Source organism: Vreelandella indica, assembly GCF_037070225.1.
Lineage (GTDB): Bacteria > Pseudomonadota > Gammaproteobacteria > Pseudomonadales > Halomonadaceae > Vreelandella > Vreelandella arctica.
The window spans coordinates 92,251-119,042 of record NZ_JBANSO010000011.1; the positions used below are offsets into that span (position 1 = coordinate 92,251).

The 26,792-nt window shown below is 55.8% G+C and carries 26 protein-coding genes and 1 riboswitch; of the genes, 16 read left to right on the top strand and 10 right to left on the bottom strand.

Annotated features, from left to right (window positions below; all coding sequences use genetic code 11):
* Position 1: 1 nt before the first annotated feature.
* The 10 genes from otnK to V8L71_RS09725 all read left to right on the top strand — a co-directional run bounded on the left by otnK (position 2) and on the right by V8L71_RS09725 (position 10,488).
* Entirely contained in the window at positions 2 to 1,300 is a 1,299-nt protein-coding gene (otnK, locus tag V8L71_RS09680; RefSeq protein ID WP_336273989.1) for a 3-oxo-tetronate kinase, read from the top strand.
* Positions 1,297 to 1,956: a 3-oxo-tetronate 4-phosphate decarboxylase gene (gene otnC / locus V8L71_RS09685; protein WP_336273990.1), complete on the top strand. Its 660-nt coding sequence runs from the start codon at positions 1,297 to 1,299 to the stop codon at positions 1,954 to 1,956. Before otnK ends, otnC begins: the two co-directional genes overlap by 4 nt.
* 43 nt (positions 1,957 to 1,999) lie before the next feature.
* Positions 2,000 to 2,797 carry a 2-oxo-tetronate isomerase gene (otnI, locus tag V8L71_RS09690; RefSeq protein WP_336273991.1) on the top strand — a complete coding sequence of 266 codons (798 nt, stop codon included), beginning with the start codon at positions 2,000 to 2,002 and terminating at the stop codon, positions 2,795 to 2,797.
* A 67-nt stretch (positions 2,798 to 2,864) separates the two neighbouring features.
* Positions 2,865 to 3,827 (top strand): D-erythronate dehydrogenase, encoded by a 963-nt coding sequence (denD, locus tag V8L71_RS09695; RefSeq protein ID WP_336273992.1) that lies wholly within the window; start codon positions 2,865 to 2,867, stop codon positions 3,825 to 3,827.
* 103 nt (positions 3,828 to 3,930) lie between these two features.
* A complete protein-coding gene (locus V8L71_RS09700) occupies positions 3,931 to 4,944 on the top strand; it encodes a TRAP transporter substrate-binding protein (protein WP_336273993.1) in 1,014 nt (337 codons plus the stop codon).
* 65 nt (positions 4,945 to 5,009) lie between these two features.
* Positions 5,010 to 5,573 (top strand): TRAP transporter small permease, encoded by a 564-nt coding sequence (locus V8L71_RS09705; protein WP_336273994.1) that lies wholly within the window; start codon positions 5,010 to 5,012, stop codon positions 5,571 to 5,573.
* Positions 5,570 to 6,847 (top strand): TRAP transporter large permease, encoded by a 1,278-nt coding sequence (locus V8L71_RS09710; RefSeq protein WP_336273995.1) that lies wholly within the window; start codon positions 5,570 to 5,572, stop codon positions 6,845 to 6,847. Before V8L71_RS09705 ends, V8L71_RS09710 begins: the two co-directional genes overlap by 4 nt.
* 50 nt (positions 6,848 to 6,897) lie before the next feature.
* A complete protein-coding gene (locus V8L71_RS09715; RefSeq protein WP_336273996.1) occupies positions 6,898 to 8,358 on the top strand; it encodes an aldehyde dehydrogenase family protein in 1,461 nt (486 codons plus the stop codon).
* A gap of 30 nt (positions 8,359 to 8,388) precedes the next feature.
* Positions 8,389 to 9,264 (top strand): NAD(P)-dependent oxidoreductase, encoded by an 876-nt coding sequence (locus tag V8L71_RS09720; protein ID WP_336273997.1) that lies wholly within the window; start codon positions 8,389 to 8,391, stop codon positions 9,262 to 9,264.
* 285 nt (positions 9,265 to 9,549) lie between these two features.
* Positions 9,550 to 10,488: a GGDEF domain-containing protein gene (locus V8L71_RS09725; RefSeq protein ID WP_336273998.1), complete on the top strand. Its 939-nt coding sequence runs from the start codon at positions 9,550 to 9,552 to the stop codon at positions 10,486 to 10,488.
* On the opposite strand, the gene V8L71_RS09730 is transcribed toward V8L71_RS09725, so the two are convergent.
* Positions 10,485 to 11,246, bottom strand: a complete 762-nt coding sequence (locus tag V8L71_RS09730; protein WP_008959273.1) for an SDR family NAD(P)-dependent oxidoreductase — start codon at positions 11,244 to 11,246, stop codon at positions 10,485 to 10,487. The genes V8L71_RS09725 and V8L71_RS09730 overlap by 4 nt on opposite strands.
* 210 nt (positions 11,247 to 11,456) lie before the next feature.
* Here V8L71_RS09730 and V8L71_RS09735 point away from each other — a divergent pair, with 210 nt between their 5' ends.
* On the top strand, positions 11,457 to 11,804 hold the full coding sequence (locus tag V8L71_RS09735; protein ID WP_336273999.1) for an aminotransferase class III-fold pyridoxal phosphate-dependent enzyme: 348 nt from the start codon (positions 11,457 to 11,459) through the stop codon (positions 11,802 to 11,804).
* 41 nt (positions 11,805 to 11,845) lie between these two features.
* On the opposite strand, the gene V8L71_RS09740 is transcribed toward V8L71_RS09735, so the two are convergent.
* Together V8L71_RS09740 and V8L71_RS09745 are read right to left on the bottom strand one after the other, a co-directional pair.
* The gene (locus tag V8L71_RS09740) at positions 11,846 to 13,111 is read right to left on the bottom strand and encodes a D-amino acid dehydrogenase (protein ID WP_336274000.1); all 1,266 of its coding nucleotides are present in this window, start codon (positions 13,109 to 13,111) and stop codon (positions 11,846 to 11,848) included.
* A 161-nt stretch (positions 13,112 to 13,272) separates the two neighbouring features.
* A riboswitch (glycine riboswitch) is annotated at positions 13,273 to 13,374 on the bottom strand.
* A gap of 102 nt (positions 13,375 to 13,476) precedes the next feature.
* A complete protein-coding gene (locus V8L71_RS09745) occupies positions 13,477 to 15,147 on the bottom strand; it encodes an isovaleryl-CoA dehydrogenase (RefSeq protein WP_336274001.1) in 1,671 nt (556 codons plus the stop codon).
* 201 nt (positions 15,148 to 15,348) lie between these two features.
* On the opposite strand from V8L71_RS09745, the gene V8L71_RS09750 reads away from it, so the two are divergent.
* On the top strand, positions 15,349 to 15,642 hold the full coding sequence (locus V8L71_RS09750) for a hypothetical protein (protein WP_336274030.1): 294 nt from the start codon (positions 15,349 to 15,351) through the stop codon (positions 15,640 to 15,642).
* Between the two features lie 122 nt (positions 15,643 to 15,764).
* Positions 15,765 to 16,292, top strand: a complete 528-nt coding sequence (locus V8L71_RS09755; protein WP_336274002.1) for an HPP family protein — start codon at positions 15,765 to 15,767, stop codon at positions 16,290 to 16,292.
* 2 nt (positions 16,293 to 16,294) lie between these two features.
* Here the strand turns inward: V8L71_RS09755 and V8L71_RS09760 are convergent, their stop codons facing one another.
* Positions 16,295 to 16,867 carry a gamma-glutamylcyclotransferase gene (locus V8L71_RS09760; protein ID WP_336274003.1) on the bottom strand — a complete coding sequence of 191 codons (573 nt, stop codon included), beginning with the start codon at positions 16,865 to 16,867 and terminating at the stop codon, positions 16,295 to 16,297.
* Between the two features lie 130 nt (positions 16,868 to 16,997).
* Between V8L71_RS09760 and V8L71_RS09765 the strand changes: the two genes are divergently transcribed.
* Together V8L71_RS09765 and V8L71_RS09770 are read left to right on the top strand one after the other, a co-directional pair.
* Positions 16,998 to 17,852 carry a sirohydrochlorin chelatase gene (locus tag V8L71_RS09765; RefSeq protein ID WP_336274004.1) on the top strand — a complete coding sequence of 285 codons (855 nt, stop codon included), beginning with the start codon at positions 16,998 to 17,000 and terminating at the stop codon, positions 17,850 to 17,852.
* A gap of 94 nt (positions 17,853 to 17,946) precedes the next feature.
* Entirely contained in the window at positions 17,947 to 19,536 is a 1,590-nt protein-coding gene (locus tag V8L71_RS09770) for an ABC-F family ATPase (protein ID WP_336274005.1), read from the top strand.
* A gap of 6 nt (positions 19,537 to 19,542) precedes the next feature.
* On the opposite strand, the gene V8L71_RS09775 is transcribed toward V8L71_RS09770, so the two are convergent.
* The 3 genes from V8L71_RS09775 to V8L71_RS09785 all read right to left on the bottom strand — a co-directional run bounded on the left by V8L71_RS09775 (position 19,543) and on the right by V8L71_RS09785 (position 21,881).
* Complete coding sequence (locus V8L71_RS09775) at positions 19,543 to 20,136, bottom strand: cell division protein ZipA C-terminal FtsZ-binding domain-containing protein (protein WP_101145519.1); 594 nt, start codon at positions 20,134 to 20,136, stop codon at positions 19,543 to 19,545.
* 5 nt (positions 20,137 to 20,141) lie between these two features.
* Entirely contained in the window at positions 20,142 to 20,630 is a 489-nt protein-coding gene (locus V8L71_RS09780; RefSeq protein ID WP_336274006.1) for a TspO/MBR family protein, read from the bottom strand.
* A 132-nt stretch (positions 20,631 to 20,762) separates the two neighbouring features.
* Positions 20,763 to 21,881, bottom strand: coding sequence for an alkene reductase (locus V8L71_RS09785; RefSeq protein ID WP_101145520.1), 1,119 nt, complete (start codon positions 21,879 to 21,881; stop codon positions 20,763 to 20,765).
* Between the two features lie 300 nt (positions 21,882 to 22,181).
* Here V8L71_RS09785 and V8L71_RS09790 point away from each other — a divergent pair, with 300 nt between their 5' ends.
* Positions 22,182 to 23,738: an RNA/DNA-binding domain-containing protein gene (locus V8L71_RS09790; RefSeq protein ID WP_336274007.1), complete on the top strand. Its 1,557-nt coding sequence runs from the start codon at positions 22,182 to 22,184 to the stop codon at positions 23,736 to 23,738.
* A 95-nt stretch (positions 23,739 to 23,833) separates the two neighbouring features.
* Here V8L71_RS09790 and V8L71_RS09795 read toward each other — a convergent pair whose 3' ends face one another.
* The 3 genes from V8L71_RS09795 to V8L71_RS09805 all read right to left on the bottom strand — a co-directional run bounded on the left by V8L71_RS09795 (position 23,834) and on the right by V8L71_RS09805 (position 26,672).
* Positions 23,834 to 24,208, bottom strand: coding sequence for a hypothetical protein (locus V8L71_RS09795; protein ID WP_336274008.1), 375 nt, complete (start codon positions 24,206 to 24,208; stop codon positions 23,834 to 23,836).
* Positions 24,209 to 24,364: 156 nt separating this feature from the next.
* Positions 24,365 to 25,552, bottom strand: a complete 1,188-nt coding sequence (locus V8L71_RS09800) for a M24 family metallopeptidase (RefSeq protein WP_336274009.1) — start codon at positions 25,550 to 25,552, stop codon at positions 24,365 to 24,367.
* A gap of 190 nt (positions 25,553 to 25,742) precedes the next feature.
* Positions 25,743 to 26,672, bottom strand: a complete 930-nt coding sequence (locus V8L71_RS09805; protein ID WP_336274010.1) for a LysR family transcriptional regulator — start codon at positions 26,670 to 26,672, stop codon at positions 25,743 to 25,745.
* Between the last annotated feature and the right edge of the window lie 120 nt (positions 26,673 to 26,792).

The following is a 26,792-nucleotide window of genomic DNA, read 5'->3' on the forward strand; positions in this document are numbered from 1 at the left end:
AATGGGTATGGGATCGAACATCGTATTAGGCGCTATTGCCGACGACTTCACCGGGGCCACCGATCTTGCTAATAACCTGGTGCGCGGCGGCATGCGCTGCCTGCAGGTGATTGGTGTGCCTTCGGAAGAAATTGATCTGCAAGAGATCGACGCGGTGGTGGTGGCGTTAAAGTCCCGCTCCTGCCCGGTGGATGAGGCGGTGAATGATTCGCTCGCTGCGTTAGATTGGCTGCAAAAGCAGGGTGCCCGTCAGCTGTTCTTCAAGTACTGCTCCACCTTTGACTCCACCGACCAGGGCAATATCGGCCCGGTGGCGGATGCGTTGCTGGAAGCTCTGGGTGCGCACCAAACAGTGATGGTGCCTGCCTTCCCGATTAACGGCCGTACGGTCTACCAGGGCCATCTGTTTGTGGGTGATCGCTTGCTTACCGACAGCGGCATGCAGCACCACCCGCTTAATCCCATGCAAGACGCGGACTTAGTGCGCGTACTTGCCCGCCAAACGCGGCACCCGGTGGGGTTGGCCAACCGCGCAGTGCTTGCCCAAGGATCAACGGCCACCCGTGCTCACTTATCTGCGCTGGAAGCACAAGGCGTTCGCCATGTGATCTGTGACTCCCTGGATGAGCAGGATCTGGACGTACTGGCCGAAGCCACCGTATTAATGCCCTTGGTCACAGGCGGGTCTGGCCTGGGGCAGGCATTGCCTGCCCAGTACCGTGCCCAGGGCTGGTTAGACACCATCACGGAGCCGGGGCGTTTATCGCCTGCCTCGGGCGGGGCGTTGGTGCTCTCCGGCAGCTGTTCCCGCGCCACGCTGGCCCAGGTGGCGGATTTTCTGGTCAAGCATCCTAATGGCAGTTTTGCCCTGGACCCCTTGGCGCTGGCGAAAGACGAACAACAGCAAACGCATGCGTTGGCGTTTGCGCGACAGCGCTTATCTGAACAGGCGCCGGTACTACTTTACGCCTCGGCTGATCCTGACAAGGTGAATGATGCCCAGCAAGCCCTAGGGGTAGAACGTGCGGGCGCGCTGGTGGAAGAGGCGCTGAGCCAACTGGCAGTCACGCTGGTGAACGAAGGCGTAGGCCGGTTACTGGTCGCCGGGGGCGAAACCTCCGGTGCGGTAGTCTCGGCGTTGGGCATTACCACTCTGCGCATCGGCGAGCAGATCGACCCCGGCGTGCCCTGGACCCAAGCCCCGCTAGCCGGTCGCGATGCGCCGCTGTCGTTGGCGCTGAAGTCCGGCAACTTCGGTGGCGTCGATTTCTTTACCCGGGCGTTTGAGGTGCTGGCATGAGCATCCACTTGCATCGCCACCCCCAGAACAGCTTGCGGGAGCAGATCAGTACCCTGGGCAAATCGCTGTTTGATCGTGGCCTGACCATGGGCTCCAGCGGCAATATCAGCGTGCGGTTAGACGATGGCGGCTGGCTGATGACGCCGACCAATGCCTGCTTGGGGCGGCTAGACCCGTCGCGCATCTCCCATCTGGATAACAACGGCCAACTGCTCAGTGGCGATAAACCCACCAAAGAGCAGTTCTTGCATATGGCCATGTACGAAGAGCGCCCGCAGTCCGGCGCTATCGTCCATCTACACTCCACCCACTCGGTGGCCGTCTCCTGTTTGCCTGAAGTCGATCCCTGCGACTGCATTCCGCCGCTGACCGCCTATTACGTGATGCGGGTGGGCAAGCTGCCGCTGGTGCCGTATCACATCCCCGGCGACCCCAAACTGGGCGATGCCGTGCGGGGTTTAGCGGGCAAGCATAGCGCGGTACTGCTGGCCAACCACGGCCCGGTGGTGGCGGGGAAAACCCTCGAAGCAGCGGTGTACGCCACTGAAGAGCTGGAAGAGACCGCCAAACTCTATCTACTGTTGCGAGGCGAGAACCCTCGGGGGCTAACGCCGGAGCAGGTGGCTGAGCTGGAAGCACGCTTTCCACGGGATTAGCGACGCATTTAACAATGACGTACTTAACAATAAGAGCACCACGATGATTCGATTAGCCGCCAACCTCAGCATGCTGTTTAACGAGCACGCCTTTATCGATCGCTTTGCTGCCGCTGCGGACGCGGGCTTTAAAGGTGTCGAATATCTATTTCCCTATGCGTTTTCCCCGGAAGAGTTGCGCCATGCGCTGCAGGAAACGCAATTGGAACAGGTGCTGTTCAACCTGCCGCCGGGAGATTGGGATGGCGGGGAACGGGGGCTGGCGAGCCTACCTGGTCGAGAAGGGGAATTTCGTGACTCGGTGGTAGAGGCACTGCGTTATGCCGAGGCGCTCAACTGCCCCCGCGTGCATGCCATGGCTGGCCTGTTACCTGAAGGTGCCGATGCCGCGACGAAAGCTGAGCATCAGGTGACCTATATTCGCAATTTGCGTTTTGCGGCGGGTGAGGCGGCGAAAGTCGGTCGAGAGGTACTCATCGAACCCATTAATACCCGCGATATGCCGGGATTTTTCCTGTCTCGCCAAGCGCAAGCCATGGCAGTGCTGGGCGAAGTGGGGGCGGAAAAACTCAAGTTACAGTTTGATCTCTACCACTGCCAGATCATGGATGGCGATTTGATTCGCCACCTTGAACGCCAGTTCAGCGCCATCGGCCATATCCAAGTCGCAGGTGTGCCCGAGCGCCACGAGCCGAATGTTGGAGAAGTGCACTACCCCGCCATTTTTGAGCGATTGAGTGCGCTGGGCTACCCCGGTTGGATCGGCTGTGAGTATCGCCCCACGGCAGAAACCCGTGCGGGACTAGGGTGGGGCAAAACTTGGGGGTTAACCACTCACTGATATTCGCCAGGCCAAATAACAAACGAGAAAAACGCAAACAATAACAACAGTGCATAGGAGCAAAACGATGCATATCGCCATTACCGGTGCGGCAGGCTTTCTAGGCCAACGGTTAGTGCAACAGCTGCTGACTAGAGGTGAGCTTCGCCAGCAGCCGATTACTCGGCTAACGCTAATTGATCAGATAGAAGCACCGTTGCCTAATGCCGGAAACGTCACTGTGACATCAAGGGCGCTGGATATTACCGAGTCCGGCGCACTGGATAGTGTACTGGAGCAACGCCCTGACGTTATTTATCACTTGGCGGCGGTAGTGAGCTCTGCCGCAGAAGCCGATTTGGAACTCGGTATGCGGGTTAATTTCGATGCCACGCGGGCGCTATTGGAAGGCTGCCGGGAGCAGTCACTGACCGATACTCGCTTGATTATGGCCAGCTCCGTGGCGGCTTACGGCGGTCAGCTGCCGGAAGTACTGGATGATATGACGGCCCTCCATCCGCAAAACTCCTACGGCGCCCAAAAAGCCATGTGTGAGCTGCTCATCAACGATTACAGCCGCCGTGGGCTTATCGACGGCCTAGTGCTGCGCCTACCGACCATTGTGATTCGTCCTGGCCGACCGAACGCTGCGGCCTCCAGCTTTGCTTCCAGCATTCTGCGTGAGCCGCTCAATGGCGAAGAGGCGGTTTGCCCGGTGCCCGTTGAGCTTCCGATGTTTGTGATGTCGCCAGGCAAGGTGGTGGATGCGCTAATCCATGGTGCTGAGGTGCCAAGTGAGGCGCTGGCGCCTTTTAGAGCCTTTATGCTGCCGGGCATCACCGTCACGGTGGCCCAAATGCTGAAAGCGCTGGGTGACGTCGCGGGAGAAAAAGCGCTTTCACTGGTACGTCATGAACCCGACCCACGCATTGAAGCCATTGTGACAAGTTGGCCCGCCCGGTTTGAAACCACGAAAGCCAAGCAGCTTGGCTTTGTAGGCGATGACAACTTCAAGCAGATCATCGATGCATTCGTTTCTGAACAGCCGTGACTTCCTCTCCTACCCGCAACGGTAGGAAACTGCCTGGGTAACCCCCGAGATCGGGTAAGTTGCCTCAATGACCACCCTCACAACAATAAAAGAGGGCACTATAATGACTAAACAGTATGTGAAACAGGTATTTAAACGCCATGTCCTGGTCGCGGCAATCAGTGGTATTGCCACGGCGGGTATGGCACTTCAGGCCCACGCCGCAACGGAAGTGAACCTGGGCCATACACTCTCCTCGACCTCGCACTACTCGGTAGGTGCTGATGCGTTTAAAGAGACGCTGGAGCGATTATCCGATGGCGAGTTCACGGTTACCGAGCACACCTCTGGGTCGCTGGGCGGCGAGCGGGAGATGATTGAAGGCCTGCAGATCGGTACGGTCGATGTGGTCATTACTTCCACAGGCCCGCTGGGTAACTTCGTACCGGAAAGCTATGTACTCGACCTGCCATTCCTGTTTGAGAACTACGACCAGGCTCGCTGCGTGTTGGATAATGAACTGGGCGATGAGCTGTTGGAAAAAATGGGCGAGCACGACTTGGTGGGTTTGGCGTGGTCTGAAAATGGTTTTCGCCACCTAACCAATAGCCAACGCGAGATCGCCACGCCCGCAGATGCCGAGGGCTTGCGCGTACGCACCATGGAAAACGCCGTGCATCAGGAGGCGTTCCGTCAGATGGGCGCCCGCCCAACACCGATGGCGTTCCCTGAGCTCTTCACCGCGCTTCAGCAGGGCACCGTCGATGGTCAGGAAAACCCGATTACCGTCATTGTCGCTACCAACTTCTGGGAAGTGCAGGACTATCTCTCGCTCACCGGGCACGTCTACTCACCGGCCATCGTGCTGGGGTCACCCATTCTGCTGGACGGCTTGAGTGATGAGGAGCGCGGTTGGTTTATGGAAGCTGCTGCGGCGTCTGCCGAAGCGACCCGCGAAGAGGTGTCGCGCTTAGAGCGTGAAGGGGTGGCACTACTGGAAGAGAATGGCATGACGGTAAAAACCGATATCGATATCGCCCCCTTCCAGGAGGCTGTACAGCCTGCCTACGAGATATTTACCTCGGAATACGGCACTGAAATGCTTGAGCGCGTTCAGGAAGCAGCCAGCGGTTGTTAAGTATCCCTGGCTTCCCCACCTCGGCCTCCGGCATACCGGAGGCCGCTTTGGCATGGTGAACTCTTATGCTAGCGGTCTTTCTTCGTTTTGAGCACCAGTTAACCCGGCTCGCGATGCTGCTTGCCGTGGCGATGCTGGCGATCTCGGTGACACTCAGTTTTTATCAAGTGCTCACCCGGTTTGTCTTCAATGCGCCCTCGACCTGGACGGAAGTGGCCTCCCGTGCGGCGATGATCTGGTGTGTCTTCCTAGCAGCGGCTGCCACGTTTCGGGGTGGCTATATGATGGCGGTGGAGGTGGTTTATAAGGTAGTGCCCGCGCGCTTTCTGACACTACTGGAAGTCGCCATCGTGGTGTGCTGTCTGCTGGTGCTTGGTGTGCTGATCCATTACGGCATCCAAATGACGATGCGGGTGAGCAATCAAACCATGTCGGGAATGAACATCTCAATGGCGTGGGCGTATGCGGCGATTCCGACGGGTTCCTGCTTTGCCATTGTCGCCGTGGTGGCGAGGCTGCTCGCACAGCTCACTGGCCGGGAAAAGGTAGGTCCTGAAAATAGCGAGATCGTGCCGGAGGCTGAAACATCCCAGGATGCGCCGCGGCCTGAGCGGGAGGTGCAGCCATGAATATGGTTATTGGCCTGTCGCTGATCATTCTATTTACCTTCGGGGTGCCGATTGCCGTTTCTATTATTCTGGCATCCATTATTGGCATTGAGTTTTTTACCCGCTTGCCGCTGCTATTAGTACCGCAGCAGATGTTTATCGGCATCGATAAATTCCCGCTTATGGCGATCCCCTTTTTTATTCTTGCCGGTAACTTGATGGCGGCGGGGGGCATCTCCCAGCGGTTAGTCGACTTGGCTAAATCCATCGTTGGCCGCGTGCAGGGCGGGCTGGCGATGTCCTGCGTATTGACCTGCATGATGTTTGCGGCGGTTTCCGGTTCTAGCGTGGCAACTACCTTTGCCATTGGTGCCATTCTGATTCCGGCCATGGTCAAGCATGGCTATCCCAGGCCACTGGCCGCCTCCATACAGGCTTCCTCTGCAGAGCTTGGGGTGCTGATTCCGCCCTCGATCCCTTTGATTCTTTATGGCGTGAGTACCGATACCTCTATCGGGCAGCTGTTTCTAGCGGGCATCGGCCCCGGCATATTGATTGGCAGCGCGCTGATCCTCTTTCTCTACCTGTTCTGCAAAGTGCGGGGCTACGGAAAGGACGACTATCAAGACAGCACCGGCTTTGTAATCTCAGTGAAGCGTGCCTGGGTCGCGATGCTGATGCCGGTCGTTGTAATTGGCGGTATCTACGGTGGGGTATTTACTCCGACGGAAGCCTCCGCCGTGGCCGTGTTTTTCGCGCTGATCGTGGGTGGTTTCTACTACCGTGAACTGAAGGTCGACGACCTCTGGCCAATTATGCGCCAGAGCGTTGTCTCTACCGCTGCCGTCATGCTGATTATTGCCGCCGCCTCGCTCTTCAGCTTTCTGCTCAGCCGAACGGGGCTGCCTGCGCAAATTGCCACTCTGGTGACCAACACCATCAACGACCCGCTGATGTTTCTGCTGGTGGTCAATGCGTTGCTGCTGATCGTCGGCATGTTTATTGAAACCTCTGCAGCCATTTTGGTACTGGCGCCCATCTTAACGCCAATTGCTATTCAGTTCGGTATTCATCCGGTTCATTTTGGTCTGGTCATGGTGGTTAACCTGGCTCTGGGCATGATCACGCCACCGCTGGGCGTGAACCTGTTTGCTGCCTGTGCAGTCGCCAAAATTTCGATTGATCAGATGCTGCCCTGGCTGGTGCGCTTTGTGCTGGTGGTGCTGGCCTGCCTAATGGCGATTACCTATATGCCGTGGATTTCCATGGGATTGGTGAACATCTTCTATGGTTAGTCAGTCGTTATTTAAAATGAGCGAAAAAACGACAATAAAAGGAGCCTTTAATGTCCCATTCAATGACCTTGCCGCCACAGCAGGCGCTGATTGGTGGAGAGTGGATAAAGACCGCCGCTACGCTACAGGTAGAAGCCCCCGCCACGGGGGAGCCGTTGGCGCGTATTGCGCGTAGCCAAGCGGAAGAGGTCGATGCCGCCGTTCAGGCAGCGCGTCAGGCCTTTTCTGGCCAGTTAGGCGAGTGGGCTCGCTGGTCTGCCCGGCAACGCAGCGAGTGGCTGCTGCGTTTTGCCGATGTGATTGAGGCGCATCATGAACAGTTAGCCCAGCTTGAGTGCGCCGATACCGGTAAGCCGATGACGCAAGCCAAGGGCGATATTTCTGCCTGCGCGCGCTACTTCCGCTTTTATGGTGGGGCGGCGGACAAACTTCACGGTGAAACCATTCCCTTTGAGACCGACTTCGCGGTCATGACCCTGCGCGAGCCCTACGGCGTATGCGCCCAGATTATCCCTTGGAATTATCCCTCTCAGATATTCGGCCGCTGTGTGGCAGCCGCGCTGGCGGCAGGTAACTGCGTGGTGCTTAAGCCCGCCGAAGATGCCTGTTTGAGCGTGCTGCGTTTGGCAGAACTGGCGGTGAGCCATGGCCTCCCTGCCGGAGCACTCAACGTTGTGCCAGGCTTTGGGTATGAAGCAGGCGCAGCACTTGCCGCCCATCCCCAAATTGATCATCTCTCTTTCACCGGCTCACCTGAGACCGGTACCCATGTCGCCCAAGCGGCTGCCCATCACCATGTGCCGGTCACGTTGGAGCTAGGGGGGAAATCGCCCCAGCTAGTGTTTGCCGATGCGGATCTTGATGCGGCACTTCCGGCAGTGGTGCGCGGCATTGTTCAGAACGCCGGGCAGACCTGTTCGGCGGGTAGCCGTCTGCTGGTGCAGCGTGAAATCGCCGATAGCGTGATGGCTAATCTGTGTGAGCGCTTTGCTGCTTTACGCTGTGATGCGGGTGAAGCCGACGCCGACTGTGGCCCGCTGATCAACGCGCGCCAAAAAGCCAAACTGGAAGAGCGTTTGTCGGCGGCCAAAGCCGATGGCATTCGCGTTGCGGCCATAGGCGAGCTTGCGTCGAGCGCACCGGGTGGTGGTCACTTTGTACTGCCTCAACTGTTGACCGATATTCCGGACGGGCATGAAGTACTGCGCGAAGAGCTGTTTGGCCCGGTACTGGTGGTGCAGGTGTTTGAGGACGAAGCCGAAGCGCTTGCACTCGCTAATGCGACCGATTTTGGCCTGTGTGCCGGTATCTGGACGCGTGACGGCGGACGTCAGCTGCGCTTGGCCAAAGGCATTCGCAGTGGTCAGGTGTTCATCAATAATTACGGCGCCGCCGGTGGTGTTGAACTACCTTTTGGTGGCGTTGGGCGTTCAGGGCATGGTCGTGAAAAGGGCTTTGAAGGCTTGCGGAGCTATACCCGAATCAAGACCGTCGCTATCAAACACGGCTAGGACAGTAACCAAGTAAAAGGAGTCATCATAATGACAACAACTCGCCAGGTAGGCATCGTCGGCGTTGGCCTGATGGGCCATGGGATCGCCAGCAGTCTAATACGCGCAGGCCATCAGGTCAGTTTTCTTAATCATCCAGGCAACCAGCCTGTGGATGACTTATTGGCAGCCGGTGCCACCGCGCTGAATACAGGGCAGGAAGTGGCTCAGCAGTCTGATGTGGTGATTCTTTGCGTCACCGGCTCACCCCAAGTAGAAGCGGTGTTGTTTGAGCCCAACGGTGTTTTGGATGGATTAAAGCCCGGCTGTGTCGTGGTGGATTGCTCCACCGCCTTGCCCAGTTCAACCGAAAAAGTGGCTGCCAGAGTGACTGACGCGGGCGGCCGCTTTATGGATGCGGCCATGACGCGCACGCCGAAAGAAGCCGCAGAAGGGCGGCTCAACTTGATTGTCGGTGCGCCCAAGGCACTGTTCGATGAAACACTGCCTCTGCTGCAAGGGTTTGCCGAAAATATTGCCCACGCGGGGGATGTAGGCGCGGGGCATACCCTCAAGTTGCTGCACAATTTTGTTTCGCTTGGGTTTTCGGCGGTATTAGCAGAGGCCACGGCCGCTTCACGTAAAGCGGGCATCAGTGACACTGCTTTGCTTGAAGTACTTGGCGCAGGTGGTGGCGGGGGTGTTGTGCTGGAACGGTTGCGCCCCTACATCGCTGACAATGACCCCTCCGGCTTCAAATTTACGGTCGCCAACGCCAGCAAGGATCTCGGTTACTACCACACCATGACCAATGAACTGGGGGTAGAGCGCGGTGTTGCAGGTGCCGTTCATGCGCTTTATACATCAATCGACGATAGTTCGCTGGCGGTGCCTGAAGTGATCGGCGTATTGGAGCAGCGGCGCTAGGCTGGCGGTGAATGCCTGCTTCGACGCAGCCATTGCTGAAAAGCATGTTCTGAACAAAAGACCCTATCGGTATTTGTTTTTTGGAGAGACATAGCCTACGTTATGTTAATGAATTGTAATGAATAATATCATTAGAGTAACTTTGGTGTTAAATATGGCGTGAAATCTCGCGGTGGCAGAGGTGAGTACCCGCATAGATATGGCAATGGTGCTGATGCCTAACAATATGGCTGCTATGTTCAGCCATATGACCGCACGACTATTTCACAGGGATGAGTAAATAGAATGTATCAGCACTATTCGCATCCAGGATCGGATGCAGACGGCGAACGGGCTGGTCATGCGGTGGCGATCCTGAGCGTTCAGGAAGGCTCGCCAGGGGTTCGCATCGTCGATGTCAATACTGACTACCAGCGTTTATGGGGTGGCAGCCGCGAAGCGTGGTTGGGCGCTCCCCCCGTGGTTGTGCAGCAGGAAGCCGCTAACCGCCAGATTTTCGCACAGCTGCATGAAGCACTACACCCGCTAAAAGACAGTGCCCACGGTGTTTTTGAAGGCATCAGTGGTCGCGAAGTATCCCGCCATCATGATGGCAAACGCCGTCATGTTGAGTGGCGCATTACGGCGATGGGGACATGCCATAATGGGCAGTTTACGCTGGTATTAACGCAGCGCGATGTTACTGAGCAGATGGAAAAAGAGGCTCAGCTTGAGCGGTTAGCAACGACCGATATGCTGACTGGATTGGTTAATCGATCGCAGTTCGATATGGTGCTTAAAAATGAGTTCAACCGACAGCACCGCTACTCACGCCCTCTCTCCTTAATCATGCTTGATCTTGATTACTTTAAAGATATCAACGATAGCTATGGGCACGATGTCGGTGACCAAGTACTAATGGAGCTTGCCGATCTGCTGAAGCGTAATTTGCGTAAAGCAGACTGCTGCGCGCGCTGGGGCGGTGAGGAGTTTATGCTTTTAGCTCCTGAAACCTCGCTTGAACAGGCTGTACGGCTTGCCGACAAAATCCGAGGCGCGATCAAACATACCGCTTTTCCGCTTCAAAGCAGCGTCACGGCAAGCTTTGGGGTGGTAGAGGTTCATTCGCAAGAATCGGTTAAAAGCGTCATGAAGCGAGTCGATAACGCCCTTTATCTCGCTAAAAATAAAGGGCGTGATCGGGTATCAACCGGCGGCTTGTTGTCTTCAGCGAAGCAGGCTTAAGCCGGGTCGCGGTCAATGGCAAATGCTGACCACGCTTGCCGCACCGGCATGATTTCCAACCGATTAATATTGATATGGGCGGGCAGTGTCGCTAGGTAGAAAAGCTGCTCGGCAATATCTTCCGCTTGAAGTGGCGTTGTTCCTTTATAAAGTGCGTCTGACGCGGCCTGATTGCCCTTGGTTCTTACCAGCGTAAACTCGGTTTCTGCCATGCCGGGGGCAAGATCGGTCACGCGGACACCTGTTCCTAGCAGGTCGCAGCGCAGGTTATAACTAAACTGCTGAACAAACGCTTTTGACGCCCCATACACATGCCCGCCCGGATACGGCCACTGGCCTGCGACTGAGCCTAAATTAAGAATGCTCGCACCTTCGCTGTTTTTGAGCAGTAGCGGCAATGCCGCGTGGGTGACGTTGACCAACCCGGTGATGTTGGTATCGATCATGGTGTGCCAATCCTGCAGCGCGACTTTTTGCGCTGGCTCCGGCGCTAATGCTAACCCTGCATTGTTAATCAGGCACGTCAGCGGCAGAAAGCTTTCCGGCAGGTTGCTAATAGTGTCAGTCACAGCGTCGCTGTCGCGAACATCCAGTGCCAGTGTAAGTACTGGAACCTGCTGGCTTAGCTCTTTTTCCAGTGCATCTAAGCGTTCCTGGCGGCGCCCGGTGAGGATCAACGACCAGCCTGCTTTGGCGAAGCGCTGTGCTGCCGCTTTACCAAACCCTGAAGTAGCTCCTGTGATAAGTACGCTAGGCATTACAATATCTCCATGTTTATAAACACATTTAAAACAACAGTGTTCACTGTAAGCAACGCTGACTCAAGCCTCTAGAGCCAGTTGGCAATAGCCGGTGTGACATCGCATCTGTCCCCTGGGTACGTGATGATTGGCCCTACAGCTTAATGGGTCGAACTCTCTAGGCTGGCAAGCACGCTATTTACTTATGGATTAAACAGGGTGCTTGTTATGAATGCCAATCTTGCCGCTTCTTACCCAACCCAACAGGATGCGGATAACCGCTATGTACACAGCCTGGACCGTCAGTATGTGTTCCACTCCTGGGCACAGCAAGGCAGTTTAGATCCCATGGTTATCGCGGGCGCTCAAGGTTGCCGGGTATGGGATTATGCAGGACAGTCGTATTTGGATTTTAGTAGTCAATTAGTGAATACCAATGTCGGTCACCAACACACGAAAGTGGTGAGCGCGATTCAAGCCCAGGTCGCCAGCCTGTGTACCATTGCACCCGCCCATGCCAACCTTGCCCGCGGTGAAGCAGCCAAGCGCATTATTGCCAAAGCACCCGCCGTTTAATTAAAAAGGAGGGAATGCCCCTCCTGATTTATGCCAGCACGTCACACTGAGTGTGATGCTCTCGCTGGTGCCGATGCTTCTTCCGCCGCTTGCACCGCATCCGCCAGCATATCGGCGGTAATCGCAGAGAGCGTCCAGCCCAGGTGGCCGTGGCCGGTGTTGTAGAACACGGTGGGTAATTTGCCAGGGCCGACTTTGGGCAGCATGTTAGGGAGCATCGGGCGTAGACCTGCCCAGGGCACTACGCGGCGGGTGCTGACGCCGGGGAAGCACTCTTCCACCCAGCGGATCAACGGGCGGATGCGGTTGTCGCGGATATCGCGATTGAAGCCGTTGAATTCGGCGGTTCCCGCGATGCGAAAGCGATCATCGCCCAGGCGGCTGGTCACCAGTTTGGTTTCATCATCGAGTAGGCTTACGGTGGGGGCGGCCTGCTGGGAGGCGGCATCGTCAAGCTGCACGGTAATGGAGTAGCCTTTGACTGGGTAGATATTGACCCGGTCTCCCAGCTTGGCAGCCAGGGCACGGCTGCCCACCCCGGCGCAGACCACCACGCTATCGAATGTTTCACGCACCGGTTCACCGTCGGCCTCGCCTTCAATGGTGGCGGTGACCCATGCGTGCTGTTCGTCCGCACCGAGATCCTGCACGCTGTGGCCATATTTAAGCGTTACACCACGGCGCTCGGCGGCTTGAGCCAGGCCGTGGGTAAACTTATGAATATCACCCGTGGCATCGCTTTCGGTGAAGAAGCCACCATAGTAGCTGCCCGCCAGCGTCGGCTCGATAGTGCGCATCTCGTCAGGGGTTACCGCGCGACGCTCCAGGCCGCCTTTGCTGAGCAGCCTGGAGACCTTGGCGGCGTGGTCATAGCCCGCTTTATCGCGGTAAATATGCAGAATGCCTTTCTGTTTTAAATCAAAATTGATTTGCTCTTCCTGCGCCCAATGAAACAGATGCTCGCGTGCCGCAATCGCCAGCCGCGCGGTCTCGGTAGTGTTCTCAGAGTAGCGGGAAATCGAGGCGATAAATTCGCCAAACCAACTGAGCTTGTGCCAGCTGGGACGAGGGTTGACCAGCAGCGGGGCATCGTTTCGGAGCATCCAGCGCATGCCCTTAATTACGGTTGGCCAGTGGTTCCACACTTCGGCATTCGAAGCCGAAAGCTGACCACCGTTGGCGAACGAAGTCTCCATGGCGGCGTAACGATGTTTTTCAAAGACGGTGACCTGATAGCCACGTTTGGCCAAGGCGTAGGCACTGGTAATGCCGGTGATACCGCCACCGATAACGGCAATGCGTTGCATGAGTCTCTCCAAAGTGTATGAGCGTCGGGAATACCACCTAACGGCGTAGCTGTTGGCGTACCCCTTCCGTCATGGAACCTGAGAGATTCACGCATCCGTTGGGTGCGCTTGCTCCTTCGGTGGGCTGAGTGACGCAGTCATCAGCCGCTCTTCGGAAAGTGATGGTGATAGCGGTCCGGTTGCCTGAGAGTTTCCGGGGCTGTTGCTCCTTCGGCGCTGGCGTCATCATAATTTGATGCTCCAAGCTCTCCCGCTATCACGTTGCTGCTTATTGTTTTACAGCATTAGTTCTAACGCGATCAGTTTTAGCATGGAAGTCGACCATGGTCGTGAACGCTTATTCCACGGGGCTCATTCCAAGGGTTTTATTCCACGGGCCGGGCACGTTCAATGATCGCCGCGCAATCCAGCCCGGTGGGCAACGTGCCTGTATTGAGGCCACTGCGGTCGGTAAGCCGACCAGCGCAGAACGCATCGGCCACATAAGCGGGGGCGTGTTGGACCAGCAGGGCACCCTGTAACGCCAGGGCCATGCCGTCCGCCAACTGGCGGGCGCGATACTGGAGCGCTTGGGTATCCTGCATCTGCCGCTGTAATTGGTGGATAAAGCGGTCAAGATGCCCATTGGCACCTTGCGCTTTGGCAAGCTCGGCGAAGTAGGCGTCGAGCACTTCGGGCTGCTTTTCAATTGCGCGCAGGATATCCAAACACTGGACATTCCCGCTGCCTTCCCAGATGGCGTTGATGGGCGACTCGCGAAACAGGCGCGCCATTATGTGAGTCTCCATCACGCCGCTACCGCCAATCACCTCCATTGCCTCGTAAGCGTGGTGGGGAGTGCGCTTGCAGATCCAGTACTTGCCCACAGGGGTAGCGATTCGCGAAAGCAGGCGCTCATGCTCATCGTCCTGATGATCCATGGCTCGGGCCATGCGCAGCATCAGGGTGGTGGCGGCTTCGCTCTCGATAGCTAGGTCGGCGAGCACATTTTGCATCAGCGGCTGCTCGCTTAGGCGCGCCCCAAAGGCATGCCGATGAGAGGCGTGGTGAATCGCCTGGGCGGTGGCTTGGCGCATTCCTGCAGCTGAGCCAATCATGCAGTCGTAGCGGGTCATGGCGACCATCTCAATGATCGTACGCACGCCACGGCCTTCGTCGCCCACCATCCAGGCAAAGGCACCGCGCAGTTCCGTCTCGCTGGAGGCGTTCGCCACGTTGCCCATTTTGCGCTTCAACTGCTGAATATGAAGCGGGTTCTTGCTGCCGTCGGGCCGCCAGCGTGGCAGTAGAAAACAGCTCAAACCACCGGGCGCCTGAGCGAGTACCAGGAAGGCGTCGCACATCGGCGCCGAGACAAACCACTTATGCCCCACCAGCTCGTAAGCCTCACCCGGCCCGCCTTGGCCCATCGGGTAGGCGCGAGTGGTGTTCTGACGCACATCGGAGCCGCCCTGCTTTTCGGTCATTGCCATGCCGATGGTGACGCCCTGTTTCTCAAAATAAGGCACGTTGCGCGGGTCGTAATGGGGCGCGGTGATTTTGTCTCCCCAGCTCTCAAGCAAGCTGGGTTGGTGGCGCAAAGCTGGCAGGGCAGCAAACGTCATGGTGATGGGGCAACCATGGCCCGCTTCTACCTGGGCCTGTAAAAAGTAGTTGGCGGCCCGATTAACATGCGCACCGGGCTGAGGGTTTCGCCAGGGGCTAGCATGCAAACCGTGCTCTACCGCCGTTTGCATAAGCTGATGGTAGGCAGGGTGAAACTCGATCAGATCAACTCGATGCCCTTGCCGGTCATGGGTGACCAGCTGAGGTGCGTAACGATTGGCGTCAAAGCCCAGGGCAATGGCCTCGGCGGAGCCCGCCCACTGCCCAAACGTCTTGAGAGCGCTATCGTTAGTACCACCTTCGCGTTTAACGCCCTCTTGAAGTGCGCGGTCAGCGGTGTAGCTATTGTAGTTTTCCAGCGTTGGTGGCTGGTTTTCCACCTGATGGGTATTAGCCTGGAGTTTGTCGGCAAGTGGATAGTGGTGCGTCATGGTGAGAACCTAGTGTCAGATAATTATATTTATTTAAACGATCGTTTTTATGTCTTTTATAGTAGTTGCTTGGTGAGGAAGGCGCTAAAAATTTAGCGTAAAAAGAAGCGGGATTTGTTCTGCTTTGCTCAGTCAGCGTATTTAACCGACAATGCTGCTTATCCTTCTCAGCTTTGGGTACTATCGATGCAACCAAATGCAATGCAGGCAAACGGTTTTTTTGACGGAATAGGCGAAACTATCGGTGAAGCCATCCGCGTGGTGGTGGAGTTTCTGTTGGGTATCTTTACCAACTTTTTTGGCGCGTTCGGCGATTTTATTGATGGCCTGACCCGCTCGCTGGGGATCAACGATTCGTTTTTTAGCATTGCCGTGCTCGTAGTGGGGTTGCTGATCCTGTGGGGCGGCTTGCGAGCATTCCTGCGTGGTTCGCTGATTGGGGGGATATTTCGTACCTTATTAGGACTGTTCATTCTTTCGTGGTTAATGATGTAGAGAAGCCGTTTCCGCCTAACCTGTCTTCTTGAGTCAGCTTCATCCAAGGCATGATGGATTGTCATTTGCTTATTTGGTGCATTTTGCCATCATCTGCACTCATTTTGTGCAAAGCGAGTGCAATGAAAACTTATCTAGGCAAGATGCGAGGGCAGCCCATTAAGCGCACCCGAGTGGGTTGGCAGGATGCGGTGTGGTCATGGGTTGGCGCCTTTAGCGGTATGGCGGTTATCTGCTGGTTAAGCTCGGCTTGGCTCTCGCAACAGCTGCTGATCGTAGGCTCCTTCGGGGCGACATCCGTTCTTATCTATGCGGCACCGGAAAGCCCCTTTGCTCAGCCAAGCCATGTGCTGTTTGGCAGCGTGTTATCAGCGGGTATCGGTGTCGCTTGCTACCAGCTGCTGGGGGCGACACCGCTCTCGATGTCTCTGGCTGTATCGCTGTCGATACTTGTTATGCAAATAACCCACACGGTTCACCCACCGGGAGCCGCGGCTGCACTGATTGCGGTAGGCGGCGGAGCTAGCGTTCACCAACTGGGTTGGTGGTACCCGCTGTTACCGATTGGCGCAGGCAGTGTAGTGATGCTGATCATCGCTGTTTTGGTCAATAACCTTGCTCGGCACCGTCGTTATCCCCGTTACTGGTGAGGTCATACGCGGCTGAGTTGATGCTCCAGTGCGAATATATGGGCATCCTCTGCCCCTAGTTCACGTAGAGCGGCAGCCAGATTGACCAGGTACTCACGGTTAGGTCCGCTGGGGCCGTGTGCGTTAGCTATTTGTAACGCTATTTCGTCCAGCGGCGCCTCGCCTAGAAAGGCCGGGTTATCTTCGCTGGCGAGATAAATAAGCCCTTCGCTCTGTTCAGGCGTTTCGCTGCTGACATCGGTAAACGTCAGCGGCACTTTCTCCCGTAGGTAGCCGTTTTTCTCCCGAACATCCAGCGGTGCCAGTACTTCCGGTGTAATCCGGTAGGCCATGCCATGGCACACCGCTCCCTCAGCGGGAATTAAGGTGGCAACCCGTCCCGGTGATTCAAGCGTACCGCGATGGTCATGGGAGCCTTGCCAAAATCGCCGTTCCCAGCCGGTGATAAACGCCGGGCGGCGCTCTAAATAGGCAAAGTCCGCCTTCCAGATCAGCGAACCATAGCCAAATAGCCAAATCTCGGCATGGCCATCGAAGAAATTTCTTTGCTGGTTAAGCGTAGTGGTATCAAGCATCGGTATCAGGCAACGTTTTTAAGTCACATTTTTCAAGTAACATGGTGGGCAACGACGGTGTAAAACCACCATCTTAACATGTCATGGATGATCACCTACTTGATCGCCAAGGCCACAACAGGAGGCTGCCATGCGCGCGATTTTTTTGGTCGATAACGGCTCGCTACGAGCGCAGGCAACGCTTAATTTACGTCGCGTGGCGGCGTCGCTTAGTGAGCTTATGGGTGAAACCGTACAGGCGGCCTCACTACTGCACTCCAATAAGATTCCCGTGGAAGAGGTTGATGGTGTTCCCGCCACCACGCTTGGCCCCGCCGCTGAACGCAGTGCCGAACAAGGGGCGACAGAGATCTTGATCCTGCCGTTCTTTTTTGGCCCTAGCAAAGCACTGACCGGCTACCTGCCTGAGCGCATGGCCACGCTGCAAGAGCGCTTTCCCCACGTGAAGGTGCGTGTGGCCCAGCCCTTGGTGGATGAATTGGGGGATAACGACCTGCGCCTAGCCCATTTACTGGCAGATAACGTGCGCGAGAAGCTTCGGCTAGGTACTAAGCCCCATGTGGCGCTGGTCGATCACGGCAGCCCGATTCCTGACGTCACCGCCGTGCGTAACCGCTTAGCGGGGCAGCTTAGTGTGCTGTTAGCCGATGACGTAGCGTGTGTTGCTGCTGCTTCTATGGAACGCCGCGAGGGTGATGAGTACCGTTTTAACGAGCCGCTGCTGGAAAACTTGCTGTTGTCACCCGAGTTCAATGCAGGCCCGGTCATCCTGGCGATGCTGTTTCTTTCGCCGGGTCGCCATGCGGGAGAGGGAGGCGATATCGCTGAAATATGCGCGGCGGCTGAACAGCAGCATCCAGAGCTTTCCGTTACTACGACCAAGCTGGTGGGCGAACATCCAGATATTGTCGATATTCTTGCTACTCGATTGCGCCAAGCGCTTGATGGTGAACGCTTTCTTCTCGATATCCCGGCAATCAACTGAATGCCCTAGCGGATGATGGATGAATGCCTGCCCAATAGCGCGTAGAATCGCGAGCCTTTCGTATTGTAAATAACACGCTAACCGGGCTCCTTTTGTGATCGCAACCGCCAATATCACCATGCAGTTTGGGGCCAAGCCCCTGTTTGAAAATGTCTCCGTTAAATTCAATAACGGCAATCGCTACGGCCTGATTGGCGCGAACGGCTGCGGCAAATCCACCTTTATGAAAATTCTCGGTGGCGATTTGGAGCCCACTTCTGGCCAGGTGATGCTGGATAGCAGTACACGGCTGGGTAAGTTGCGTCAGGATCAATTTGCGTTTGAAAACGAGCGCGTCATCGACACCGTGATCATGGGCAATGTCGAACTCTGGTCGGTGGCTGCCGAGCGCGAGCGTATTTACTCGCTGGCAGAGATGAGCGAAGAGGACGGCATGGCCGTCGCTGATCTAGAAGTGCGCTTCGCCGAGCTGGATGGCTACACCGCCGAGCCCCGCGCCGGCGAATTGCTACTGGGCTTGGGCATCCCCATTGAGCAACACACGGGCCCGATGAGCGAAGTCTCTCCCGGCTGGAAGCTGCGTGTGCTGCTCGCCCAGGCGCTATTCGCTGACCCGGATGTACTGTTGCTGGATGAGCCGACCAACCACCTGGATATCAACACCATCCGCTGGCTGGAAGATATTCTCAAAGCGCGAAGCAGCACCATGATCATCATCTCTCACGACCGCCACTTCCTGAACAGCGTTTGTACTCATATGGCGGATCTGGATTACGGTGAAATCACCCTGTTCCCGGGTAACTATGATGACTACATGACCGCCGCCACCGCTGTTCGCGAGCGTCAGCACTCGGATAACGCCAAGAAAAAGGCCCAGATTGCCGAGCTGCAGCAGTTCGTTAGCCGCTTCTCTGCCAATGCCTCGAAGGCCAAACAGGCTACTTCGCGAGCGCGTCAGATCGACAAAATCAAGCTGGAAGATATCAAGCCTTCCAGTCGTGTCAGTCCGTTTATTCGTTTTGATCAGGCCAAGAAAATTCACCGTAATGCTGTCAACGTAGATGGCATCACTAAAAGCTATAACGGCGAGAAGCCGCTGTTTGAGCGCCTCTCCATGACCGTGGAAGCCGGCGAGCGTATTGCCATCATCGGCCCCAATGGCATCGGTAAAACCACGCTGCTGAAAACCCTGGCGGGCGAGTTACACCCGGACGTCGGTGAAGTGAAGTGGACAGAAGCCGCTGATGTCGGGGTTTTCGCCCAAGATCATAGCGATGATTTTGCCGTCGATGCCACGCTGTTTGAGTGGATGTCGAGCTGGACCACCGGCGGCGAGCAGGTTGTTCGGGGCGCGTTAGGGCGGATGCTGTTTTCCAGCGATGATATTGGCAAATCGGTGAAGGTGATTTCCGGTGGCGAGCAGGGGCGCATGCTGTTCGGTAAGTTAATCCTTACTCAGCCCAACGTCATGCTGATGGATGAGCCGACCAACCACCTGGATATGGAGTCTATCGAAGCGTTGAACCTGGCTTTGGAGAACTACCCCGGTACGCTGCTGTTTGTCAGCCACGACCGCGAGTTTGTCTCTTCACTGGCGACGCGCATTATTGATATGCAGCCGGAAGGTATTGTCGATTTCAGCGGCAGTTATGACGACTACCTGCGCAGCCAAGGGGTCGTGTAAACAAGCTTAACCGATGATGCGTTGGTAAGTGGCGTCAGTGGCAGGTTCACGCTCAGCATTGAGCAGCTTGCCCTGAAAAACCTCAGCGGCCTGTTTGGCAAGATCCACAAACACAATCATTTGCTGATTGCGCCGCTTATGCAGCGGGGGTTTTACCAACAGGCTTATGCCTTTTACTTCGTGATTGGAATCACGGTAGAGGTCAGGCATTTCGCCAGGTAGGAAAGCATTGGCTATCGTCACCGGATTGGAAGGTTGTTTGCCCGGCACATGGTAAACTTTGGTTACCGGGTCGTAGATGGCCTCTACCTGGCGTAGCCAATCGGTTAGCTGTTGCGTGGTTTCAGGCGAAGGGTTAGCAAATATCACAAACAAAGAGTGCAGTTTATGCGTTTTTTGAGGCTCTCTTTCGCTAGCCGCTGGTACTGACGTTGGCTCCGGGGCTGGCGCCGCCTGCTTGGTTTCCGTCACAGAAGGGGGCTTTTTTTCTGAACGTTTCCGGCGCTGAGAGAGCATGAAGTAGAAGAATAGCGCCGCTGCGATCAGCCCTAAGAGCAAGGATCCGCCCGCCAACAGGGTCACCATTGATGAATTTTCCATCTCCTCTACCTCCTCGTAGCCTCTTTTGGATTTGGATTGAGCCGCCAAATCGTCGCATTCAATGCCAGCGCCAACGCTACCCACAACCCATAAGGCACCATTAGCCACGCAGCTAGCGTGCTTACTTGGGAAAACAGCGCAATGGCGATAATAATTAATCCTAGTAATACCACAATATCGATCAGTGCGATGGCAATCTGTTTGCGTCCGAAGAACAGCCAGGACCACGCCGCATTGGCGAAAAGTTGTAGCACGTAAACCGCTAAGCTGGCGGTGCGCCACGCCGAGTCATCGGCCATGTAAAGCCGCCACGCAGCGATAGCCATCAATAAATACAGTATGCCCCACGCAATAGGAAAGGCGATATCCGGTGGTGTCCAGGTCGGCTTGCGTAACTCTCGGTACCAGCTATCAGGGCGAAAACGCGCACCGGTACTGGCGGTTAGGCCAACCAGCAAGAGCGACACCAGTAGAGAAAACAAGGAACCAACCATGTATCACCTTTTCGTTAAAACGAAAGAATCAATAGCCTAGCAGCGTTTGATAATAATCAGACATAAAAAAGCATCACCTAAGTGATGCTTTTCTGAGGAAAGGATTCAGCCATGGGCTAAAGTTAGATTAGCTTACCCTTTGCGGTCGTAGCCATTATCCATAAACGGATAATCGGTGTAGCCCTTCTCATCGCCACCGTAGAACGTTTCGTGGTTCGGCTCGGTGAGCGGCGCATTAACACGGAAGCGCTCCGGTAGATCCGGGTTAGCGATGTAAGGGCGGCCAAAGGCGACGGCATCAGTGGAGTTTTCGCTGATGCGTGTCTCGGCGCTTTCGGCATCGTAGTTGCCGCAGTAGATCAGGCTGCCGCTAAAGCGTTCGCGCATCTGCTCGCGGAAACCGTCAGGGAAGGTAATGTCGCCACCGGCCCAGTTGGGTTCATTCAAGTGTAGGTAGGCAAGACCACGCTTGGAAAGCTGCTCGGCCATGTAAAATGCCATTGCTTCCGGCTCATCGTCGGTCAAACCAAATAGCTCAATAAACGGCGTCATACGGATGCCGACTCGGTCTGCACCATAAACCTCAATCACCGCATCAATTACTTCCAGCGGGAAGCGAGCGCGGTTTTCCAGCGAGCCGCCATACTGGTCGGTACGCTTATTGGTGCCGGTCGCCAGGAACTGGTTAAGCAGGTAAGCGTTAGCTGCGTGAACTTCGACCATATCAAAGCCCGCGCGCTTGGCACGCTCGGCCGCTTGGCGATAGTCCTCGACAATACCGGGGATTTCATCGGTTTCCAGCGCACGCGGTGTGCTGGTGGGGTGCTGACCAGCGGTACCGTCTTCAAACTCGACGAAACACTGCGCGCCTTCGCCTTTCAGCGCGCTTGGCGCTACCGGCTGTTGGCCATCGGGTTGAACCATTTCGTGTGAAACGCGCCCAACGTGCCAAAGCTGCAGTGCCATACGACCACCTTTGGCATGTACAGCATCCACGACGTCTTTCCAGCCAGCTTCCTGTTCATCGGTCCAGATGCCTGGCGTATACACATAGCCACGGGCGGTCGCGGAGATATTGGTGGCTTCGCTAATAATCAACCCAGATCCAGCACGTTGCCCATAGTAGGCTTCCTGCATCTTGCCCGGCACGCTATCAGGCGTACGCGCACGAGTCAGCGGCGCCATGATAACGCGGTTAGGAATCGTCAGGCTACCAAGCGATGTAGGTGTAAATAGTGTTTCGAAAGCCATCAAGTAAGCTCCTTTTGAATGCTTCGATAAATAGTACGCTACAGAATAGACCAGTTTACTAGTTAACGCCAACGACTATGTCATTCCCTTATTGATGGGGCCGTTACGCTCAAAACAAAACCCCGACAGGAAAATCAGGCGGGATGGGTATGAAAAAGAAATGAGCCGCTAGCGCTTTAGCCACAGCCTGCTTTCCGAGAATTGCATTTGCAGGCATCGTTCTACATTATTAGGTTAACTTAAACGTTATAAGGCCTGACTAGTGCGATATGACGTCAACCAAACGGCTGAAAAAACGGCATGACACCTAAACTCCCCATCAACATCGATGACTTGCTTCATCACCGCACGGTGGAAAGTGAACGCATTGAATATAAAGAAGGCTGGAACCCTGAATCCATCCTGCATACTTTGTGTGCGTTCGCTAATGACTTCCACAATTTGGGTGGCGGGTATGTCCTGGTTGGTATTGCTGAAGAGAATGGTCAACCGCAATTGCCGCCTGCCGGTTTATTGCCGGAGCAAATCGATGCCGTTCAAAAAGAGTTATTAAATCTAGGGCACTCAGCGCTTGCGCCGCACTACCACCCATTAACCGCGACCTATGAGATTCAGGGCAAAACCATTCTGGTGCTATGGGCGCCGGGCGGTGAAACACGGCCCTATAAAGCTAAAACCAGCTTGAGCAAGAAGAGTGATTGGGCCTATTACCTGCGTAAACATACCAGCACGGTGAAAGCATCGGGGCGGGATGAGCGTGAGCTGTTAAGTTTGGCGGCTACGGTACCGTTTGATGATCGCTATCGACAAACCGCGACATTAAATGACCTTTCCTCCTATTTGATGCGCGACTTTCTCCACGATATTAATAGCGAATTGGCACCTGAAGCCCGCGAGCTGGATATTGAAACCCTGGGCCGCCGAATGAATGTGGTCGGTGGGCCAAGCGAGATGGCCTTTCCCAAAAATGTGGGGCTGTTGTTCTTTAACGAGCAACCCGAGCAGTTTTTCCCGGCGACTCAGATAGGTGTGGTGTATTTTCCAGACGGTGCGGGTGGCGACCATTTTGAAGAGAAAATATTCAAGGGCCCGCTGGGGCGCATAACCCGTACGGCGTTGGACTACATTAATCGCAACTATTTAAAAGAGGGCGTAACAAAACACGCTGATCGCCCAGAAGCTGAGCGTTTCTGGAATTTTCCGCTGGTCGCTATTGAAGAAGCGGTGGTGAATGCGGTGTATCACCGTTCTTATGAAATTCGTGAGCCCATTGAAATCCGTATTGATGGCCGGGAGCTTGTGGTGCTCAGCTTTCCAGGACCCGACCACTCTATTCGTTTGCAAGACCTGCAGGCAGGTAAAGCAGTTAGCCGCCGCTACCGCAATCGGCGTATTGGCGAGTTTTTAAAAGAGTTGGATTTAACCGAAGGTCGTTCGACGGGCGTGCCAAAAATTCTTCGTGTGATGAAGTCGAATGGTTCCCCATTGCCGGTGTTCGAAACCGATGATGAACGCAGTTACTTTTTAATTCGCTTACCCGTTCACGCGGGATTTTCGGTCGCTGAGGACACAGCACCTGCAGTACCCAAACAAGTAACCGAACAAGTAACCGAACAAGTAACCGAACAAGTAATGCGGTTGTTGCAAGCTTTGCTTGAAGAGCCAAGGAGCACTAAAGCTCTTCTCAAGGCGTTATCACTGACGCATCGTCCCACGTTTTTACAAAATTATTTGCAACCAGCTTTGGCACTGTCATTGATTGAAATGACGCAACCTGACTCGCCGCGTAGCCCCACCCAAAAATATCGATTAACCGATCTAGGTAAGCAAGTGCTTGCCACTAAAAATACGCATTAATGAACACCGACCCTATCATTTCCAAGGTCTGGAGCTTCTGCTAGTAATCATCATGAGCGCATACCCACTGGTAGCGAAGAAATGCTAAAGGTTGGTTAGTGCCACTTCGTCCAAGGCCAGCGGCGCTTGGCAGGGCTATCAATTTGCTGAAGGGCGCTGGCCAGCGGCAGCATGATGGCGCTCAACTGGCGATGGCACACCGCGCTGCTCAGCACCCCGGGGCACTGCTTCAGTAGCAGGTCACACTGTTGTGAAGCGATATATAGCTGTTCGGTAACGGGAGGCGCAAACAGTGGCTTCGACTGCTGGCAGCAGCGGGTCAGCTCGCGGGAAAGCATCGACATCATGGCGGTATCCATCCAGCAGGGCAGCGGGTCTTCCAAACGGCCAGCAATGGAGTGCTGAACCGCTTCAAACGAGGTGCGTAAAAACATGACTGTTTGGCGAAGTTGTCGCTGCTCGCTAGTCATCCCACTGATCCCTCACACTGGTGGCTATCGATGGGTGCAGATCCCATCATCTACACGAAAAATAAAGAGAGTGTTTCTCATTTGCATCTGTGGTGACGATAGCGCTACTCAATAGAAGTGTCAATGCTATGGCTATCGGGCGCTGCGAACTGAAGGTTAGTCGTGCGCCTCAAACAGCTGCCAGTCGTTATTAGTCAGCGGCTTAGCTCCCTGCTCGGTCACCACCACGGTATCGCTGATGCCGACGCCCCATTGGCCGGGCACGCGTAGGCAGAGCGGTAAATGAAACACCATATTTGCTTCAAAGGTGCGCGACTGGCCTTTGGCGATAAAGCCCGTGCCCTCTACCCAGCTAGGCGGAAACTGCGCGCCCACGGCGTAGCCAAACACGCCGGAGAAAAAATACTGGTCGCGCTGCGGGGCGAGTAAAGCATCAGCCGCTTGGGCGGCGGCGTCGAAACTATTGCCGGGCCGCATGGCGTCGCAAAGCGCCTCGAATATAGAACGGCAAAGGTCGCGAGTGGCGGAGAGGGCCGCGTTGGGAGTGCCGGTTACCGCGGTACGCATCATGGGGGCCGTGTAGCGCTGATACGCGGCGCCAAACTCCAGAAACACTGGTTCGTTAGGCTGAATCACGCGCCGCTTATGATTGACGTGTATGACACCAATACGGTGCCCGCTGGTCACGATGGGCTGCAGGCTCATAAACTCGCTGCCGTTTTCCAACAGCGCTTTGGCACCCACCGCGGCAATATCGTTATCGGTCATGCCCGGGCGAATGCTCTGAATCGCAGTCTCAAGGCCTAGAGCGGTTATCCGCGCGCTCTCTTGCAGCATCTCCAGTTCAGCAGGGCTTTTAACAATTCTAATCGCATCGACTAACGCGCCTGCTTCGCTGAATCGTTCGCGGCCAATGGTCTGCATCAATGCATCAATCACCCCAAAACGCAGCCCGCTGCTCCAGCCATCAATACCGATGTGCTGGCAGGGGGTAAGCAGATCCGCCAGCGGGGTGATGATTTCATCCAGGCTTTCCCAGCGGTAGCCGATAATCTCATTGACCCGAGCAGTGACCACCGCCGCACCGGTTTCAATCGAGGCAACTTGCAGCACTAGTTTCTCTTGCGTGCAGACCAAACAGGCATGAACCGAGACTTCAAAGGTGTGGTAGCCCGTGAGGTAGTTAATATCCGCGGGGTCGGTGAGCAGTAGCGCCTCTAACCCTTGCCCGGTCATCGCCTGACGCACCTTGTCCAGGCGCGCTTGGTATTCGGCAGCGGGAAAGGGCACTTCACTCTGGGCAAGTGTTTCACTCAGGGCTTTGCGGTAGTGATGATAATCCATAGCGACCTCCGTTGATGGCTATGGTCAGTATAGGCATCTATTGGAAGATCGCTTTTATAGCCCTCAACGCGAAAGCCCTAATGTCGATACGCTATAACTGCCCTTGATCAGGCGCAGCGAATAGGGAATCCAGCGAGGCGACCTCGTCGAGAAAACGCACGGCCCAGGGGGCCGGTCACAGGTGCTTTGGTTAGATCACATCAGCCATATGGTGATGGTGGCTTGGGCTAGTCGCTGAGACCGCCTCCAAAACCTCATCAATCAACGCCATGAAGTCATCGAATGCTGGATGGGACAGACTGGGGGAGCGATGCACTTCGAGTATTGCTGGTGGCAGCGGCGGCAATCCTTCGGCGTCTTCGATGACTTTCCAGTCCTCGGGCAGCGAGCGGCGGTCAGTAACGGTGATCGTGCGGCCCTGGTTGACGATGACACGCAGTCCGCTGGGGCTCTGGCTGGAGGATTCAAGCTGCCAGTCGCGACCGATGCCGGTCAGTGCCGCCAGCGCCCGGCGCCGGTAGATGCACTGCTCCGGGAACAGCGCCAGCGGCAGTGGCCGGGAGATATCTAGCTCGAAGCGCCGATGCGCTGCCCATACGACCTCTTCCGTGGCGACGCGTCGGCCGCCGCTGGTGGGTGCGTGCCTTACCGCCAGCACCACGTCCAAGGAGCCCTGTTCCAGCTGTTCCAGCAGTTCGGTCGACATCCGGCAGTGTATATGGACATGCACTTCGGGATGCTGCTCGCCAAAGCGCTCAAGCAGTGCAGGCAGCCATGTGTCGGCGTAATCCTCCGGCAGTCCGAAACGCAGCGTGACCGGCTGAGCGCGACCCAGCGCGGCAATCGCTTCGCGTTGCAGTTGTAGCAAGCGCCGAGCATAGACGAGGAAGGTTTCACCGTCGCCGGTCAACTTGAGTTGACGGCCATTGCGTTCGATCAGCAGCGTGTCGAGGCGAGATTCCAGCGTGCTGATGCGCAGGCTGATGGTTGACTGGGTCTTGTGTAGATAACGCGCTGCGGCCGTAAAGCTTCCGCTGTCGGCGACAGTGACGAAGGCGAGCAGCAGATCGCTGTCCAGTGCTGCCAATCTCGAGCTATCGGAAACGCCGATGGTGGTCATTGGAAGGACTCGTTTCCCTGATGGATTCGATCCCGCCAGTATAGGTCATGCAGATGGATAGCCCAATGTAACGGGCAACGAAAACCGTTCTGCAGATGCCGCAAATCCTGCTGATCGAGA

Coding starts and splice junctions, on each gene's coding strand:
- otnK (WP_336273989.1), top strand. CDS start 2: ATGGGTATGGGATCGAACATCGTATTAGGCGCTATTGCCGACGACTTC.
- denD (WP_336273992.1), top strand. CDS start 2,865: ATGCATATCGCCATTACCGGTGCGGCAGGCTTTCTAGGCCAACGGTTA.
- V8L71_RS09780 (WP_336274006.1), bottom strand. CDS start 20,630: ATGGTTGGTTCCTTGTTTTCTCTACTGGTGTCGCTCTTGCTGGTTGGC.
- V8L71_RS09760 (WP_336274003.1), bottom strand. CDS start 16,867: ATGCTTGATACCACTACGCTTAACCAGCAAAGAAATTTCTTCGATGGC.
- V8L71_RS09765 (WP_336274004.1), top strand. CDS start 16,998: ATGCGCGCGATTTTTTTGGTCGATAACGGCTCGCTACGAGCGCAGGCA.
- V8L71_RS09730 (WP_008959273.1), bottom strand. CDS start 11,246: ATGCCTAGCGTACTTATCACAGGAGCTACTTCAGGGTTTGGTAAAGCG.
- V8L71_RS09705 (WP_336273994.1), top strand. CDS start 5,010: ATGCTAGCGGTCTTTCTTCGTTTTGAGCACCAGTTAACCCGGCTCGCG.
- V8L71_RS09755 (WP_336274002.1), top strand. CDS start 15,765: ATGAAAACTTATCTAGGCAAGATGCGAGGGCAGCCCATTAAGCGCACC.
- V8L71_RS09700 (WP_336273993.1), top strand. CDS start 3,931: ATGACTAAACAGTATGTGAAACAGGTATTTAAACGCCATGTCCTGGTC.
- V8L71_RS09740 (WP_336274000.1), bottom strand. CDS start 13,111: ATGCAACGCATTGCCGTTATCGGTGGCGGTATCACCGGCATTACCAGT.
- V8L71_RS09735 (WP_336273999.1), top strand. CDS start 11,457: ATGAATGCCAATCTTGCCGCTTCTTACCCAACCCAACAGGATGCGGAT.
- V8L71_RS09715 (WP_336273996.1), top strand. CDS start 6,898: ATGTCCCATTCAATGACCTTGCCGCCACAGCAGGCGCTGATTGGTGGA.
- V8L71_RS09720 (WP_336273997.1), top strand. CDS start 8,389: ATGACAACAACTCGCCAGGTAGGCATCGTCGGCGTTGGCCTGATGGGC.
- V8L71_RS09750 (WP_336274030.1), top strand. CDS start 15,349: ATGCAGGCAAACGGTTTTTTTGACGGAATAGGCGAAACTATCGGTGAA.
- otnI (WP_336273991.1), top strand. CDS start 2,000: ATGATTCGATTAGCCGCCAACCTCAGCATGCTGTTTAACGAGCACGCC.
- V8L71_RS09805 (WP_336274010.1), bottom strand. CDS start 26,672: ATGACCACCATCGGCGTTTCCGATAGCTCGAGATTGGCAGCACTGGAC.
- otnC (WP_336273990.1), top strand. CDS start 1,297: ATGAGCATCCACTTGCATCGCCACCCCCAGAACAGCTTGCGGGAGCAG.
- V8L71_RS09745 (WP_336274001.1), bottom strand. CDS start 15,147: ATGACGCACCACTATCCACTTGCCGACAAACTCCAGGCTAATACCCAT.
- V8L71_RS09775 (WP_101145519.1), bottom strand. CDS start 20,136: ATGGAAAATTCATCAATGGTGACCCTGTTGGCGGGCGGATCCTTGCTC.
- V8L71_RS09785 (WP_101145520.1), bottom strand. CDS start 21,881: ATGGCTTTCGAAACACTATTTACACCTACATCGCTTGGTAGCCTGACG.
- V8L71_RS09710 (WP_336273995.1), top strand. CDS start 5,570: ATGAATATGGTTATTGGCCTGTCGCTGATCATTCTATTTACCTTCGGG.
- V8L71_RS09795 (WP_336274008.1), bottom strand. CDS start 24,208: ATGACTAGCGAGCAGCGACAACTTCGCCAAACAGTCATGTTTTTACGC.
- V8L71_RS09800 (WP_336274009.1), bottom strand. CDS start 25,552: ATGGATTATCATCACTACCGCAAAGCCCTGAGTGAAACACTTGCCCAG.
- V8L71_RS09790 (WP_336274007.1), top strand. CDS start 22,182: ATGACACCTAAACTCCCCATCAACATCGATGACTTGCTTCATCACCGC.
- V8L71_RS09725 (WP_336273998.1), top strand. CDS start 9,550: ATGTATCAGCACTATTCGCATCCAGGATCGGATGCAGACGGCGAACGG.